The sequence below is a fragment of the Bacteroides sp. AM54-2NS genome, assembly GCF_003602935.1.
In the GTDB taxonomy this organism is placed as follows: domain Bacteria; phylum Bacteroidota; class Bacteroidia; order Bacteroidales; family Bacteroidaceae; genus Bacteroides; species Bacteroides xylanisolvens.
On sequence record NZ_QTMZ01000021.1, the window covers coordinates 97433 to 114898 of the forward strand.

9 protein-coding genes and 1 pseudogene are annotated in these 17466 nt (G+C 39.4%); 9 read left to right on the forward strand and 1 reads right to left on the reverse strand.

Annotation, left to right across the window (positions count from 1 at the left end; translation table 11 throughout):
* Positions 1 to 18 precede the first annotated feature (18 nt).
* Complete coding sequence (locus DXA05_RS14430; protein ID WP_087318203.1) at positions 19 to 1944, reverse strand: NAD(+) synthase; 1926 nt, start codon at positions 1942 to 1944, stop codon at positions 19 to 21.
* 645 nt (positions 1945 to 2589) lie between these two features.
* Here DXA05_RS14430 and DXA05_RS14435 point away from each other — a divergent pair.
* The 9 genes and pseudogenes from DXA05_RS14435 to DXA05_RS14475 all read left to right on the forward strand — a co-directional run bounded on the left by DXA05_RS14435 (position 2590) and on the right by DXA05_RS14475 (position 17278).
* A complete protein-coding gene (locus tag DXA05_RS14435) occupies positions 2590 to 5523 on the forward strand; it encodes a TonB-dependent receptor (RefSeq protein WP_117809097.1) in 2934 nt (977 codons plus the stop codon).
* Between the two features lie 12 nt (positions 5524 to 5535).
* The gene (locus tag DXA05_RS14440) at positions 5536 to 7053 is read left to right on the forward strand and encodes a RagB/SusD family nutrient uptake outer membrane protein (protein WP_008643286.1); all 1518 of its coding nucleotides are present in this window, start codon (positions 5536 to 5538) and stop codon (positions 7051 to 7053) included.
* Positions 7054 to 7078: 25 nt separating this feature from the next.
* A complete protein-coding gene (locus DXA05_RS14445) occupies positions 7079 to 7969 on the forward strand; it encodes a DUF4984 domain-containing protein (protein WP_015532815.1) in 891 nt (296 codons plus the stop codon).
* Between the two features lie 19 nt (positions 7970 to 7988).
* The gene (locus DXA05_RS14450; protein ID WP_117810662.1) at positions 7989 to 9530 is read left to right on the forward strand and encodes a DUF5003 domain-containing protein; all 1542 of its coding nucleotides are present in this window, start codon (positions 7989 to 7991) and stop codon (positions 9528 to 9530) included.
* 22 nt (positions 9531 to 9552) lie between these two features.
* Positions 9553 to 12197, forward strand: a pseudogene (locus tag DXA05_RS28405) (DUF4458 domain-containing protein).
* 23 nt (positions 12198 to 12220) lie between these two features.
* Positions 12221 to 13921 (forward strand): BACON domain-containing carbohydrate-binding protein, encoded by a 1701-nt coding sequence (locus DXA05_RS14460; protein ID WP_128859298.1) that lies wholly within the window; start codon positions 12221 to 12223, stop codon positions 13919 to 13921.
* A gap of 7 nt (positions 13922 to 13928) precedes the next feature.
* Positions 13929 to 15992: a S8 family serine peptidase gene (locus DXA05_RS14465; RefSeq protein ID WP_117684612.1), complete on the forward strand. Its 2064-nt coding sequence runs from the start codon at positions 13929 to 13931 to the stop codon at positions 15990 to 15992.
* Between the two features lie 5 nt (positions 15993 to 15997).
* Entirely contained in the window at positions 15998 to 16762 is a 765-nt protein-coding gene (locus DXA05_RS14470; protein ID WP_258998382.1) for a DUF1573 domain-containing protein, read from the forward strand.
* 21 nt (positions 16763 to 16783) lie between these two features.
* On the forward strand, positions 16784 to 17278 hold the full coding sequence (locus DXA05_RS14475) for a lipocalin family protein (protein ID WP_248005580.1): 495 nt from the start codon (positions 16784 to 16786) through the stop codon (positions 17276 to 17278).
* Positions 17279 to 17466 lie beyond the last annotated feature (188 nt).

The following is a 17466-nucleotide window of genomic DNA, read 5'->3' on the forward strand; positions in this document are numbered from 1 at the left end:
TTTGATGTTTGTACTTCCCTATAAATTCTCTATTTCTTTAAGCCACATAGCTGAATTGGCATCACTAGGCATCCTCCAATCCCCCCGTGGACTAATAGAAATACTTCCTACTTTAGGTCCGTCCGGTAAGCAAGAACGTTTGAACTGCTGATTGAAGAAACGACGGAAGAAAGTGGAAAGCCATTTCTTGATGGTTTCTTCATCATACATATCTTTGAATGTCGTTTTTGCCAAATAGAATATCTTGGAAGGCCGGAAGCCGAAACGTAAGAAATAATATAGGAAGAAGTCGTGCAGTTCATAAGGACCTACCAGATCTTCTGTTTTCTGTTTAATTTCTCCGTTCTCATCCGCCGGAATCAATTCCGGGCTAATAGGAGTGTCTACAATATCAAGCAAAGTAGCTTTCGAGTTTTCGTCCATACCGTTTTCTGCCACCCATTGTACTAAATATTTCACAAGTGTTTTGGGAACACTCGCATTTACCCCGTACATGGACATGTGATCGCCGTTGTAAGTAGCCCATCCCAATGCAAGTTCCGATAAGTCCCCTGTACCGATAACCATTCCCCAAGTCTGATTGGCCACATCCATTAGTATTTGTGTACGTTCGCGCGCTTGCGAATTCTCGTATGTAACGTCATGTACATTCATGTCATGTTCGATGTCCTTAAAATGTTGGATGCAGGCATCTTTAATACTAATCTCACGGATGGATATACCTAATGATTTCATTAGATCGATCGCATTATGGTAGGTGCGGTCAGTCGTTCCGAAACCCGGCATCGTGATTCCGAGAATACCATTTCGGGATAATCCCAGTTTATCGAAAGTCTTCACGCAGACGAGCAGTGCCAGTGTTGAGTCTAATCCACCTGAAATACCGACTACGGCTGTTTTGGCTCCGGTGTGAACTAATCTTTGTGCTAGTCCGGCCACTTGGATAGAGAATACTTCTTCGCAATGTTCATTTAGCTCAATTCCTTGTGGTACGAAAGGATGGGCGTTGAACTTCCGGGTTAAGGTCAGTTCTTTGCTGTTGACAAATTCTGTCGCGATAGAAACTGCTTTCTTGTCTCCTAAATTTGCCTGATTAGCGGCGAAAGTAGTATTTATCCTGCGTTCTGCCCGGATGCGTTCCACATCAATTTCGCTGATAATCAGTTGCTCTTTCATACTGAAACGTTCGCTGCGTGCAAGCAGTGAACCGTTTTCATAAATCAGCCCATTACCGGCAAAAACCACATCGGTAGTAGATTCTCCAAAGCCACAAGACGAGAATACATATCCGGCAATACAACGTGCAGATTGTTGGCTGATGAGAGAACAAAGATAATTGTTCTTTCCAATGCCTTCATTATCAGCAGACATATTGAACAGAATCTCTGCCCCTTGCAGTGCCAGTGAGGAACTTGGAGGTATAGTAGACCAAAGGTCCTCGCATATCTCAATGCCAAAAGTCGTATCTGAAGTCTCAAAAAGCAGATTTGCACCTATGGGAACGATTTGTCCACACAGGCGTACGTTGTTTGTAGTCAACTGAAGCGCTGATGTGAACCAACGTTGTTCGTAGAATTCTTTATAATTCGGCAGATAGGTCTTGGCTGCAACTCCCAACACTTTCCCTTTCTGAATCACTACGGCTGCATTGATTACTGTCGAATTGACAACGACAGGCATGCCAACAATAGAAATGATATCTAATTGACGGGTGTTATTCAGAATTTGCATCAGCCCCATTTCTGCTTCTTCCAGCAAAAGTTGTTGTCCGAATAGGTCACCACAAGTATATCCGGTGATACTCATTTCCGGGAAAATAATGATCTGCACTCCTTTTCCTTCAGCCACTGTAATCAGACTTTCTATCTTCTCTACATTGAATTTACAGTCAGCCACTTTTACGTGTGGCACGGCTGCAGCTACTTTTACAAATCCGTAGTTCATCTTATACCTTATTTATATATAATGAGTGCAAAAATAGGAAATAGTTTTGAATAATTATCTTTTCTATATTGAATCCTCTTAATAAGCTATTTTGTATGAGTTGTGATGTTGTTATTTGAGCAATTAAAGTAACTATCAAAATGAACGTTTATATTCAATTATCATTGAAATATGTTGTGGATTTATTTTCATTTATGGGTTTGTGTACTTAAATATGTATCAAAAAGATATAAGTGGAAATTTGGTATAAAATATGCGACATATTGTTTCTTTTATTTAAATATAATATATATATTTGTAGCCAAAATAGAACAATATTAGAAGTGTATAACACCTAAACAGAACAAGTGATATTAGTGTTTAATTTATAACTTAAGAGAGCAGATGGTCATACATTTAATTCACACAGCAGTAACACGAAAAATCTATTTGGATATTTGGCGCAATATTAAGAATTTGCCAAGTTAGTCTATTCCTATTCTATATTTATAGATAATAATAGCCTGTCCCAAGTCGGTGCAGAAAATGCATAAACCGATTTTGGGAAAGGAGTGTATTATTCTACGCGAAGACTGCGTATTCCTTATTGTAGATAAATCTATAAAAATAAATCAATTTCATTAATTTAAAATCAAAGTATCAAAGATGAGAAAATCAATTCTCTTGTTTGTACTCTTTACTCTGACAAGTATCCCCCTGTTGCTTTTTGCACAGGGTGGATATCAGGTAACGGGACACATTATTTCGGCGGAAGACAATCAGCCGATGATTGGTGTGTCTGTTTTGGAGAAGGGTACGACGAACGGAGTAATTACCGATATGAATGGTAATTACAGTATCACAGTGACGAAATCTCCCGCCATTTTGCAGTTTTCTTACATTGGAATGAAAACGATGGAAAAGCAGGTGTCTGCTGCCACTCGCATGAATCTGAAGATGGAGAGTGATGCACAAATGGTAGAAGAAGTAGTGGTTGTTGCCTACGGTGTACGTAAGAAAGGTACGATTGCAGGTTCTGTATCTACGGTAAAAGCTGAAAAGATGGAAGATGTTCCTGCTCCGAGTTTCGATCAGGCACTGCAAGGGCAGGCACCGGGATTAATGGTGCTTTCTGAATCAGGTGAACCCAGTAAGGCAGCAACTTTTCGTATTCGCGGAACAAATTCAATTAATTCGGGGAAAGATCCTCTTTTTATATTGGATGGAGTGGCTATTTCAAGTTCAGATTTCAACACGATTAGTCCTAATGATATTGAGAGCATTTCAGTGTTGAAAGATGCTTCTTCTACTTCTATCTATGGCGCACGTGCTTCTAATGGCGTGGTAGTAATCACTTCCAAGCGTGGACGTATGGGGGAAGCTGCCAAGATTACTTTCCGTACACAACTAGGTTTTTCCCAATTAGCTTCAAAGGACTGGGATCAGATGGATACGAACGAACGTATTCAGTTTGAAAAAGAAGTGGGATTGGATAAAGGACAGGATTACGAGAAATTAAGTAAGATAAATATCAATTGGCTGGATAAGGTATACAATGACAAAGCACCCTTGCAGAATTACGAGTTATCAGTAAATGGTGGTACGGAAAAGTTAAATTATTATGTTTCGGGAAGCTATTATGATCAGGATGGTATTGCAGTAGGTTCTACATTTGAGCGTGTTAACTTCCGTGCCAATGTGGAGGCGAAAGCTAATAAATGGTTGAAAATAGGAACGAATACAATGTTTACTTATCAGGAGGTAGAACAGAGTGATGATGGTGAATATGCATTGTGGGCTCCTATTTCCGCATCTTTTTTCATGTTGCCTTACTGGAATCCTTATAAGGAGGATGGAAGTCTGGCTCTTCAGGATGACGGCAGTTGGAAAGGAACGACGGAGAATCCGTTAGCATGGATGGAAAACAATCCGTTATCAAATAAGAAGTATAAACTTTTATCTACTTTCTATGCTGAAGCTACACCTATAAAGAATCTCACAATTCGTTCACAACTAAGTGCAGATTATGGTCATACTACTTCTTTTTATCGAAGTTTTCCGAGTTATAAGCCAAATAATAATTATGGAGGTGCCCAGCGTAGTTCGTATGATATGCTTAATCTGATGATTACAAATACGGCAAACTACCGTTTTATGTTGAATGATGTTCATTCATTCAACTTTATGGTTGGGCAGGAAGGAGTCGATTATCATTATGAAGGTTTTCAGGTTACGACTCGTGGACAGACAAATGATATTTTGACAAACTTGTCTTCCGGTTCTACCGCTTCATCATGGGGAGATCCCGTTACGGAATATTCTTTTCTCTCTTTTTTTGGTCGTGGTGAATATAATTATGATGATCGTTACTATGCTGACTTTTCGGTTCGTGGGGATGGATCTTCCCGTTTCGGAACAGATAAACATTGGGGAGCTTTTTGGTCAGTCGGGTTTATGTGGAATCTCCGTAAGGAGAAGTTCATGCAAAAATATAAATGGCTTACTAATGCGCAAATAGCGATTAATACCGGTACATCGGGCAACTCTTCTATTAATAACTATGAACATCTGGCTTTAGTTTCCGGTGGATATAAGTATAACAATGAATCAGGTATTGCTATTTCCCAGTTGGGAAATGAAGAATTAAGTTGGGAGTCTACATGGGCTACTAATGTGGCACTGCATTTAGGTTTTATTGATCGTATAAATTTGGATGTGGAATTTTATAATAAGAAAACTACTAATATGTTGATGGCAGTTCCCATTTCTTACACAACTAGCGGTTTTGGAACTCGTTGGGATAATGTGGGAGCTATGCGAAACCGTGGTGTAGAAATTAATGTCAGTGCAGACGTACTTCGCATCAAAGACTTTACATGGAATGTGAACGCCAATGTTTCATATAATAAAAATGAGATAACCGAGCTTTATAATGGGATAACAGAATATGTAGCCTCTGATACTGGTAGAATGGTTGCGGTAGGTCATCCGTTAGGTGAATTTTATCTGAACCGTTATGCAGGAGTCAATCCTACTAATGGAGATGCTTTATGGTATACCAAAGACGGTGAAATTACTACAGAATATAATGAAAATGACAAAGTGATGCTGGGTAAGACACATGAAGCTCCTTGGCAAGGTGGTTTTGGTACTACACTTTCTTGGCAAGGATTTTCACTTTCCGCACAGTTCACGTGGGTGGCCGATCGCTGGATGCTTAACAATGACAGAGTTTTTCAAGAGAGCAACGGACTGTTCAGTGCCTACAATCAGTCAAAACGTATGCTTTATGATCGATGGAAAAAGCCGGGAGATGTGACTGATATCCCTCGTTATGGAGTTACTCCTCAACTAGATTCACGATTCTTGGAAGATGCTTCTTTCCTGCGTCTGAAAAATTTAATGCTTAGCTATACATTCCCACAGAAATGGTTGCAGCGGACTAATTTTTTAAGTAGTGCCCGTATTTATGCGCAGGGACAGAATTTGTTGACATTTACAAGTTTTACAGGGATGGATCCGGAGTCTACCTCCAATGTGTATAAGGCTCAATACCCTATGTCCCGTCAGTTTACATTCGGACTGGAAGTTTCATTCTAAAATTAATCAGTGATGATAAGAAAAATAAAATTATATATAGTTTTAGTTGCGGTATTGCTTTCGGCATCTTCCTGTCTTGATAAATATCCGCAAGATGCAATTCCGCAAGAAGAGGCTATTAAGACAGTGAGCGATGTACGCCAAGCTTTGGTCGGTATTTATGCACAGTTTAAAAATGCCAGCCTATATAGCGGATACTTGACTTTATTGCCTGATATTCAGACGGATCTGGTATACGCTGTTAAAGGATATACAAATATCTATGGTGATGTATGGCGTAATGAAATATTAGCTATCAATAAACAGGTGGAATATGTGTATGGTGGCTTGTATACTGTCATCGGACGTTGCAATTTTGTTCTTGATAACATTGCTGCTGTAGAGGCCAACACTTCAGATGATGAACAACTGGACAAGTTGGATACCTATAAAGGTCATATCTATTTTGCCCGTGCGCTGGCTTATTCAGAACTGTTGAAGTGTTTCTGTAAAGCTTATGAAAGTGACGAAGAAGCTGCCAATGAACTGGGAGTTGTACTGCAGTCCAGCTACGTTAATCCGGGACCTGTAAAACGTGCTTCTTTAAAAGATTCGTATCAGTTTGTATTGGATGATTTGGCTAGATCGGCCGAATATCTGGCTACGGATGATGACACTGAGGTTATTTATAATTCTGCATATTTCACGATTGGTACAGTCAATGCTTTATATGCTCGTATGTACCTGTATATGCGGAAGTGGGAGAAAGCTGTTGAATATGCTACTAAAGTAATAGATAGTAAGAAATATATATTAGCTGATGCAACCAAGCATAGTTATTCGGTTACTTATAATGATTTTGCATACATGTGGCAGTATGATAATTCTACTGAAATCATTTGGAAAGTAATGTTTGAGGTAAATTCCTATGGAGGGGCATTAGGCACTGTATTCCTCAATTATGATTATACATCTTATAAACCGGATTATGTACCAGCTAAATGGGCATTGGATACCTATGCCAATGCTGATTTACGCTATAATGCTTATTTCGCTACGGCAACGACCGGATTTTCTCATGGGTTGACTTGGCCTCTTTTGGTTAAATACATGGGAAATCAGGATTTTATAAGCCAAAGATTGCTGTGTGTATCCATGCCGAAACCGTTCCGGTTAGCGGAACAATATCTGATTCGTGCAGAGGCTTATTGCCGGATGGGAGCATCTTATTATGGAAAAGCAGGAATTGATATTTCTACTTTACGTATGGCTCGTTATTCTTCTTATGGTGGCTCTACTACGCTTACAGAAGAAAATTGGTTTAAAACTGTCAGTGAAGAACGTATGAAAGAACTCTTTATGGAAGGTTTCCGTCTTAACGACTTGAAACGTTGGCATGAGGGATTTGAACGTAAAGAACAAACTTCGACTATCTCTCCGGGTAATACGTTGAAGTTAGAGAAAGACGATCCTCGTTTTGTATGGCCTATTCCACAACATGAGTTGGATGCTCCTGGCGTGGATCTAGCACCTAATGAAAGCAATAAATAATGTATAAAGATAATATAGAGAAACAATGAAACGATTAATAACAGGAATAGTAACACTTACGACGTTGGCTGTCGGATTCTGGGGATGTAATGATCTTTCCCGGACGACTTACAGCGGTTCCGACTACGTGATGTTCTCCGATACATTATCTATGTATCCGGTGCAGGACAGCGAGAAATGGTTTGAGATTCCGGTAGTAGCTACGAATATATGCGATTATGACCGTTCTTTTGGTGTGGAAGTAGACGATAAGGCTAGTAATGCAATTGAAAAAAAGCAATATGTAGTTGAATCAAATACGGTAACCATTAAAGCAGGGGAGCGAGTTGCAAAGTTCCGGATGAAGGGTGTTTATGAAAATATAGGTAAAACTGACTCTTTGTCGGTTACATTCAATTTGCTTCCGAAAGATGAAAATATATGGGATTTGTACGGTACACGTACTCGTGTTCAAATGCAAAAAGCATGTCCTTTTGAACTAAGTACTTTTGAAGGCTATTGTCTATTGACTTCTTCTTTCTTTAATGCATATATGACGGATACGGAACATCGGTTATTGCAGGCAGAAAGAGACAAGACGGAAGATAATACTATCATATTACATGATTTTTTCTACAAGAATTATGATCTTAAAATTAAGTATGATCCTTCCGATCCGTTGAAACCATTTGTAGAGTTTGATGATCAAATTATAGGTAGTACGGCAGAAGCCTTCGGAACCATTTACGGTAATGGAAAGCTGATGTGTACTCAGCCTGTTGCATACGATTCTTATTATAATGTATGCCAGAAATTCGTATTCTTATATAGCACTATTTATGTGGTGGGTAAAGGTACAGTAGGTACTTATGTGAATATCTTGGAGTGGATTAGTGATGAAGAAGCGGAACAGTATAAGAAAGAGGAAGGACTCTAAACTATAATCGGAAATAAATATGAAAGATATAATGAAATATTATTTGCAATTGATTACGTTAGTGTTTTGTCTCTTCGTATCTGCTTGCAGTGATGATGACGAGACTACAACGCCTGTATTCCCGGATTTGCAGAAAATAGAATGTGAAATCGGAGATACCAAGACACTGACTTTTGAGGCTGCCGATAACTGGATATTGACTTCCTCATCGTTATGGTGCTATTTTGAACAGGATGGTGAGAGGACGTTCGTTTGTTCAGGCAATGCCGGAAAGCAGACAGTCACTATCCATATTAGTGATGATGCTACCGAACTGTTAAAATCTTATAAGGCAGAGCTGACTATGAAGCTGGCAGGAAGCCAGCAGGTGATAGCGGAGGTGACGCGTCCGTCTACTGGTTATGAAGTTCGGGCTTTCAATGCGGACAAGTCTGTAATGTACACAGAAGAAAATCCTTTTGTCATCAATTTTGATGGAACTGACATATTGGTGTTAGAAGCTAATGAGGATTGGGCTTTGAAAAGTAACCCCGAATGGATGGAATTCAATCGTAGAGCATCAGACAGCGAAGTTGTATCTGGCAATGCTGGAGATAATGTCAGCGTCACTCCACAGATGATAATGCAATATAAAAAGAATGAAGTTACCGGCTTTCTGACAATTGAAAGTAGAAGCGGAGCTGTTGCAAAAGTCCCTGTGAAGTATGAAGGTATTCCTGCTGATAGAATTATTGGTACTCTGAAAGATAACATAGAAGTCTCGGTTGATGGAGAAAGTTATATTGCAGGCGATAATAGTTATGATAGCGAGGGAGTTCCTGTAACGGTAATGGCTAAGAATGATGAATATACCTTGGTATGTGTGGAATATGTGGCAGAACGGAATCAGATGACATGGGAGCTTGAATATTCTTATACAATAATGGATTCCTTTAATCGTTGGCTTTGGATAGATGATGATAAAGAAGGGAATATTAATATAGCAGCAAGCGCAAATAATTCGAAAGCAAGAACTGCGTATGTATTAGCATTTCCTAACGTTATATATGCTGAAATTAAGGATCATCTATCCGATCTTGTTTTACTTGAAAAGGGGATTCCAAAGGAATATGATGAAAATATAATTGCTGATATAAAACAGGAAGGAGTGGCAGGAGATCTGATATCTTTGGTTAAAGAAAGTGGTGAACCTATTTTGGATGGTACAGGCAATCCTGTGAAAGCTGTACCTTCGGATATGCCAGATGAACAATTAGAAAGTGAATATGGTACTACAAATGTATTTTTGGTTTCATCGTTGACTTTAGGTGTTAATTATGATCCATTCCATATTATTGTAAATGGCTACTCCGGTTGGAATTTGCAAGCTGAAACTAAGCATAATGGTCAGGATACCGTATGGGAAGGAATTGAAGTTGAGGGAAGGTATATGACAAGTGCATTTGTCAATGTTTCAGGCATGGACGAAAGCAAGAATGGAACAAAGCCTATGGTTATTAAATTAATGGATAATGAAACTATTTTAGGAGTATTGCTGATTCAACCCCGATATGAGGATTGATAACATGTAAAATTTAGCTTATATGAAAACTAAGATATTATTTATAAAAATGTTTGTCCTTTCTTGCATGTTGTTTACTTTAGGGTTTACAGCTGGAAGTTGCTCTGACGATGATGACGTACTTCAGGCAGGATATGGATATGCTCAGTTCAAACTTTATAAAGGTGTTTCGACAGGTACACGTGCCAGTACGAATGAGCTGGATTATTTGCGTGATGCGCAAAAAATGAAAATCGTGCTTATCAATCAGGAAGACGGTACTGAAATTGTACAGACTGTCGGTCTGGAAGCGATGGGCGACGATAGTGAATTTGGCTTGAGAAGTGACAAACTTCAATTGATGGCCGGAACTTATCAGATTATCGGTTTCTATCTGTATAAAGCAGATGGAACTACGCAGGATTTGAAACAGATTCTTTCCGGCGAACCGGATAAAAAGACAATTTTGACTGTAGTAAATGGTGGGTTAGCTGTACAAGACATACAGGTGAAAGTAGTGAATCGAGGGATAGTGAAATTTACTATAACTAAAAAATTTCTACCATCCACTCGGGCAATAGGCGAAGATTATGTTTTCTCCGATATCAAATACATCAATGTAACGGTACAGGAACAGTTTACGAAAAAAGAGACGACTCTTGAGAATATTGCCGTAAAGTATACAGAGAAGCTGGATGATAGTGGAAAGAAGATATCCGTGGCTGTCAGTGATTCATTATTCCGTCTTTCTGCCGGTAAATATAAGATTAAAAGTTATACGACTAAAAAGAAAAATAAGGGGTCTTTGGAATATGGAGAAGTAAACGGTGCTGACTTTGAAGTGCTGGATAATGTGACTACTGAAGTTAACGTTCCGATTAACTTCAGTAAAACTACCGGCAGTATTAAGGATTATCTTGTTCTGAAAGAAATGTGGGAAGCCTTGAAAGGCCCGTCTATTCCGGAAAAGAATCAGAAGGGATGGAGTTATTCGGGTACTACATATCCTTTAGGTACTAACTGGGATTTCAATAAAGATATTGATTTGTGGGGAGATCAACCTGGTGTCGATTTGGATGCCAAAGGACGTGTCACAGGTCTTTCTATCGGTGCGTTCGGTCCTGAAGGTGATATCCTGAATCTTTAGGAGACTTAACGGAGCTTAGAACTTTATCTTTAGGTAATCATTCCGACCAAGTAGGTGATAATATCATTGAGAAGACGATGGGAACTGAATTGACTGAAGTACAGAAGAACTCTATAAGAAGTGATTATTATAATAAGTTTGTAAAGGTAGATATTGAATCATATTTCTCTGAACCGATACAAGCTGCTTTGAAATGGCAGAAAGAGGGGATACCCGATAGTTTTTCTCAGCCTACTGTAAATAGCAAAGCCAATCGTCCTTCTTTGAAAGATGTCCCGGCCAATCGGTTGACAAATGGAATTCATAGAATACCCGCTTCTATTGGAAACCTGAAAAAATTGCAATATTTGTATATTGCCAACGGTAAATTCGAAGGATTTGAACCGGGGACTGACCTGAGTGGGCTGGAGAATCTGACAGACCTTGAAATTTACAATTGTCCGTCTATGACAAAACTTCCGGAAGAACTGAATAAACTGCCGAACCTTCAATCATTCAACTTGGCGAGTAATCCGAGTTTGGGAGATTTTCATGAGGATTTAGGTAAGTTTGTAGCCAGCGAAAGTATAAGTAAAACATTGCAGATCTTTTATTTGACTTATAATAAACTGACTGTTTTGCCGGATATGTCAATGGTGAAAAAACTTGGTAAACTGGATTGTGCATACAATCAGATTAAAAAGATTGAGAAAGCATTCGGTAGTGATGTTATTTTGGTACAATTGTCAATGGATCACAATCAGATAGAGGAATTGCCACGTGATGAAAGTGGACATTTCTGCGGATATGCTGATGTGGAGTCTTTCTCTTTTGCTTATAATAAATTGAAGAAATTCCCTAATATATTCAGTTCGCAATCTGTATATGTAATGTCTTCTGTTAATTTTTCATTCAATGAAATTGATGGATTTGAGGGTGAAGAGAATGGAACTTTTAATGGCGTAAATGCCAGTACGATTGCATTGGGGGGGAATAAATTGAAAAAATTCCCGAAGATACTGTTTGATACAAATTCTCAGGTGTCAGCTTTAGGACTGAACGGTAATGGAATAGAAGAGATACCGAAAGGTACATTCAATGCATCAAAATATTCGTATATGATGAAAACATTCGACTTGACTTATAATCACTTATCAAAGCTTCCGGATGATTTTAATGGGAAAAATATGCCTTTCCTTTATGGTGTGGATCTAAGTAACAACCGCTTTACGGAAGTTCCTACCGGACCGATGGACGCTGCCACATTAACTGTTTATGCTGTACGTAACCAGCGCGATGAGAATGGTAACCGCTTGTTGAGAAAATGGCCGGGCAATTTAGGCTTATGTCCGAGTTTGAGACAATTCTGTATTGGTGGAAATGATTTGCGAAAGATTTCTGATACGATATCACCATATATTGTCGTTTTTGAGATAAAGGATAATCCAAATATTTCTCTCAATCTTTCCAATGTCTGTAATATGATTAAGGCAGGAGCATATCTTCTTATCTACGATCCGGAACAGGATATTCGTGGATGCGATTATTTGAAAGATAAATAGATAAATAACAAAAAAGAATCTATATGAAACCATTGTTTAAAATATATTTATGCCTCTTTGCAAGCTTGTGTTTTATTGCCGCTTGTGATGATTCGGATGAGGAAGGCATTTCTGGCTTCACCATCAATGCCCAGGAGTTCACCTTGGGTGCTACAGGTGGAATGGAGTCGGTGAAAGTGGCTTCGGGTACTAAATGGGTGGCAAAGGTCAACCAGCCTTGGGTGAAGGTGATGCCTGCTAATGGTGTCGGAAGCACTAATTGTGAGATTGTAGTGGATTCTACACTTTCTAATGATGTGAGACATGCTGTCGTGACGTTTGTACCGGAAGGACAGTCTAAGCAAGAACTGAAAATACATCAGACCGGATATGGAAAGATGATAGGTCTGGATAAATATGAAGTGGAAGTTGCCAGTATGGCTAACGAGGATAAAAGATATTTTGATATATCGGTGACTACGAATGTCAAGTTCAAGGTCGATTATCCTTTGATGGGCTCTTGGGTGACTACTTCCAAAAGACAACCTGATATATCTTTGGATTATGGAGCTCGTCCCCGTACCATTAAGATGCGATTTAAGTGGGATATGAATACAGATCCGAAAGAAAGGATCGCTTCGATTAAGTTCCTTCCAGTGAACGAGGAAGATGAACTGGAGAAAGAAGTAGCTTTGACCGTAAAACAGGAAGCTTCACCTGAAATAACAGATGATAGGCGAGGAGACTCTATTGCTATTGTCATTGCAAGTACAAAATTGCGCTCAATGATAAGTTGGGATACCAGCGAACGTCTTGATTATTGGACAGGTATAACCGTATGGGAGAGAACAGATAAAGGTGTGACACCGGAACAAATCGGTCGTGTACGTTCTGTTGAATTCAAAATGCTGAATACAAAGGAAGAATTACCTGCTGAAATCGGTAAAATCAAATATTTGGAGACATTGGTTGTCGCTAGTAATACGAATACAACGTTGCTTCCTACTACTTATAGGATTGGAAACGCATTAAAGGGTTTGCAGCATCTGAAGAATCTGACAATAAGTGCGATGGGTATTACAACTATCTCAAAATCAGAATTAGAAGGATCTTGTCAGATTTTAACTAAATTGGATTTGAGTAGTAATAACTTTACGGCTATACCGTCTGACTTACAATCCAGGAACTTCCCAGAACTTACTCATTTGAGTTTAACAGGTAATCGCCGATACAGTTCAATTACAGATTTGAACGATACACGTGAAAATCTCGGATTGAAATTCGATGCGAATAATTATAATTTTAAGAACTTGTTGAAGTGGGAAAAACTGAAATCGTTGTCATTATCTTATAATTTGATATATGGGGAGTTACCTACATTCATCGGTTATGGTGGCCGACTGGAATCGGGTGTACATGCTTATACCGATGGAGATATTCAGAGTAACGATACATTAAACAGTGCAAGCGATGAAGTGAAGGAAAAATTAAAGACTATTCCAAGGATTCTGCCTAATGCCGAGCGGTTCACTATTAATTTGAACTTCTTGACGGGAGATGATTTACCGGAATGGCTACTTTATCATCCGCGTTTCGCACGTTTCGATCCGTTCACTTTGATTTATACACAGGATTCTGGAAAGGATATGAATGGTAATGTTCCGGGATTTAAGAACGAACCTTCTAATTTGGAATGGTTTTACGAGCGTTATCCGAAAGCCAGACCTACATTAACTGAATATTGATTTGATTATGAAAAGAATATATTTAATTCTAATAGCTGCTGTAGCAATCACTTTTACATCCTGTTCCGACCGGGATATGGATACAGTGAAACCTGATACAGGGCAGGGAGCTCCAATTATTAATTTACCCGAGGGAGCAAGTCAGGGAAAGATAATGGTAAAATTCAAACCGGAAGCGGCATCCTTTTTGGATGCTGCTGTAACTCGCTCTATCGGAGGTGCGATGACCCGTTCGGGAATCTCGGATATGGATGTAATTCTGAAGCGAATCGGTACTCATAAGTTGGAACGTATTTTCCCGATAGATAATCGTACAGAAGAACGTACCCGTAAGGCAGGACTGAATCTTTGGTATGTTATCCATTTTGATGAAGATACGAATTTGGAGCAGGTGGCTAAAGATTTGTCACAGGTGGCAGATGTGGCGAAAGTCCAATTTAGCCATATTATCCAACGTTCATACGATCCTAATGTGCGGGCAACAGTTCTCACAAAACAAGCAATGAGCCATGTGATGCGTAACACTCGCGCCATAAATGTCACACCGGATGATCCCCATTTTTCTTTGCAATGGGGATGTCAGAATGACGGCTCCGTTCTTCAATCAGGAGACAAGAATGACAAGGGCGATGAGGTAGTACCTGCTGTATCCGGAGTTGATGTAAATTGTGGAGAAGCTTGGAAACTTTGTACGGGAAATCCTTCCGTTATCGTAGCTGTGCTTGACGAAGGTGTGATGTATGATCATCCTGATTTAAAGGAGAATATATGGGTGAATGAGGCTGAAACATTTGCTTCAAAGGAAGATGCTGATGGAAATGGTTATGCCGGTGACCGTTATGGCTACAACTTCACAGATGATAAAGGTTATATCTCTTATGACGACCCGAATGATACCGGACATGGAACTCATGTGGCTGGGATTATCAGTGCAGTCAGAAATAATGGTGAAGGTATTAGTGGTATTGCAGGAGGAGATAAAGCTAGTAATATAGGTGGAGTGAAGATTATGAGTTGTCAGGTATTCTCTGGACCTAAAGGATGTGACTTGTATCAGGAAGCGAAAGCCGTGAAATATGCAGCAGATAATGGTGCCGTTATTTTGCAGTGTAGTTGGGGATACAATTCGGGACTTGCCAATCCCATTAGCGGATATAGTCCGGGTTATACTTCTGATAAAGCTTGGGTAGACAGTGCTCCGCTGGAGAAAGAGGCTTTCGACTATTTTATTCACAATGCCGGCTCGCCAAATGATGTCATAGATGGAGGTATCATCGTATTTGCTTCAGGTAATGAATATGCAGCCATGGCTGGATATCCGGGCGCTTATCCTGATTATCTTTCAGTAGCGGCCGTAGCAGCCGATGGTACTCCATCCAGTTATTCTAATTATGCGAAGGGAGTTTCTATCTGTGCTCCAGGTGGAGACAGTGATTATCACCAAAGCCCCAAAAGTAAAATATATTCGACATTGCCATCTTCTGCCAGTGAAGATGGTGGGAATTATGGATACATGGAAGGAACGTCACAGGCTTGTCCACATGTTTCGGGAGTAGCCGCACTGGGACTTTCTTATGCTGCCAAATTGCATCGTCATTTTCGTGCAGATGAATTCCGTAAAATGATATTGGAATCTGTCAAGCCGGTAGAACCATATTTCACGGAAATGAAAGTATATTGGTACACAAATGCTTCATTTGGCCAAATTGCAGCCGGACAGATGGAACCTGCTGCTTATACAGGTAATATGGGTACAGGACTGATTGATGCCTATCAGTTATTGAAAGCTGTTGAGGGCAGAGGTGTCGAGATGACTGTTCCCAATATGTATGTGTCCGTTGGTGGTACAAGTAAGATCAATTACTCCCGTTATTTTAAGAATGGAGAGAATATGACTTTCTCATGTAAAGTTGATGATAGCTCGATAGCTGTTTTTCTCACTGCGGAAGACAACATTACTTTTACCTTGAAAGGACTGAAAGTGGGTTCTACGAAAGCTACCGTTACAGCGACTGACGGTACCAAGCAGGATTTCTTTATTACTGTTCGTAAAAACGATAGTTGGTTGTAAATGTGATGATGAAACGATACTTTACCGAAGCCATCAAGTATGGACTGTTCTTTTTCTATCTTCTGTCTTCTGCGCATAGCTTTGCGCAGGAAACAGAGGGAGAGCAAGTTTTGCAGTTTGAACGTACTGCAATCAATATAGGGACTTTGTCGGAAGACGATGCTCCGGTAACGTATCATTTTAAATACTGTAACGTAAGTAAAAAAACGGTGCGTATCTCTAAGTTGACTACTTCCTGTGGCTGTACGGTAGCCAAGTGTAATAAAGACTTGGTGCAACCGGGGGAACGGGGAGAAATCAATTTGGTTTTTCATCCTAAGGATCAGGCTGGTGATTTGTATCGGGAAGCATTTGTCTATACCGATCTCTCCGGAAAGAAACCGATGACTAGGCTGGTACTTACTGGTAAGGTATCACCTACCAGCGACCAATGGAAAGGATATCCCGTAGCTATTGGGAATACATTGCGACTGAAAAGGAAAGAATGGCAGATTAGAGTGCTTTCTCGAGAAGGAATGCAAGTGGAAAGATTCATCTGTGTCAATATAGGAAAGCAACCTTTAAATTTGTCAGCCTTAATGCTGCCGGAATACATTCGTTTTCGAACAGAGCCGAAAGCAATTCTTCCGGAAACGGAAGCCGACATGATTCTTTCTATTGATAGAAGTTTGTTGCCTCAAAAGAGTGAAATTACGTTCTGTCTGGTCTTGGACGGCGTTTCAGTACGCCCTTCTGAACGGACAGTACAAGTGAAACTATTGTTACAATAATAAATAATATAAAATATGTATATGAAAAATATATTCAAAATAATGCTACTACTCACCACGATGCTGTTTGTGTCATGTGGGGATGATGATGAAGTAAAGCTTCCTGATACAAAGGATGTAAATTATGCGAATATCGCAGGAAGTTGGCGATTGAGTGAATGGAATGGAGAAAACCTCGAAGGTGATGCACGTTACTATTATATAACGTTTGACCGGAAGGAAAAAGACGGAAAACGTTCTTACACTATTTATACGAATCTCAACAGTGCCACATCCGAGCAAATTCCCGGTTCTTTTGTTTTGAGTAAAGAAGATGATTACGGAGATATCATTAGCGGTACTTACTATTATCAACTTGATACGAATGATGGATGGGAATATTCATACATTGTTTCGGGTTTGACTGATACTTCGATGATATGGACTGCCAAAGAAGATACGGGAGAAATAAAAGTTTATACTCGTTGTAATGAAGTTCCGGCAGATATCATAGCCGGAACAAGAGCTTCATTCTAGTTGTATTCTGTTTTTTACTTTATTGACATCAGATTTTCTCGAAAATTGGGGCATCTTTTTATAATAAAACCGTTTAAGCAAATCTTTGTATTTAAACGGTTTTTATTTTGTATTTATCTTTATTGATACAGACCGCACAAATAAAATAAAGATTATTTGGAAATAAAATAAAGACTTCTTATCTTTGC

What these genes read in the sequence shown, in the direction of transcription:
- DXA05_RS14430 (WP_087318203.1), bottom strand. Translation starts at nt 1,944, where the DNA reads ATGAACTACGGATTTGTAAAAGTAGCTGCAGCCGTGCCACACGTAAAA.
- DXA05_RS14435 (WP_117809097.1), top strand. Translation starts at nt 2,590, where the DNA reads ATGAGAAAATCAATTCTCTTGTTTGTACTCTTTACTCTGACAAGTATC.
- DXA05_RS14440 (WP_008643286.1), top strand. Translation starts at nt 5,536, where the DNA reads ATGATAAGAAAAATAAAATTATATATAGTTTTAGTTGCGGTATTGCTT.
- DXA05_RS14445 (WP_015532815.1), top strand. Translation starts at nt 7,079, where the DNA reads ATGAAACGATTAATAACAGGAATAGTAACACTTACGACGTTGGCTGTC.
- DXA05_RS14450 (WP_117810662.1), top strand. Translation starts at nt 7,989, where the DNA reads ATGAAAGATATAATGAAATATTATTTGCAATTGATTACGTTAGTGTTT.
- DXA05_RS14460 (WP_128859298.1), top strand. Translation starts at nt 12,221, where the DNA reads ATGAAACCATTGTTTAAAATATATTTATGCCTCTTTGCAAGCTTGTGT.
- DXA05_RS14465 (WP_117684612.1), top strand. Translation starts at nt 13,929, where the DNA reads ATGAAAAGAATATATTTAATTCTAATAGCTGCTGTAGCAATCACTTTT.
- DXA05_RS14470 (WP_258998382.1), top strand. Translation starts at nt 15,998, where the DNA reads ATGATGAAACGATACTTTACCGAAGCCATCAAGTATGGACTGTTCTTT.
- DXA05_RS14475 (WP_248005580.1), top strand. Translation starts at nt 16,784, where the DNA reads ATGAAAAATATATTCAAAATAATGCTACTACTCACCACGATGCTGTTT.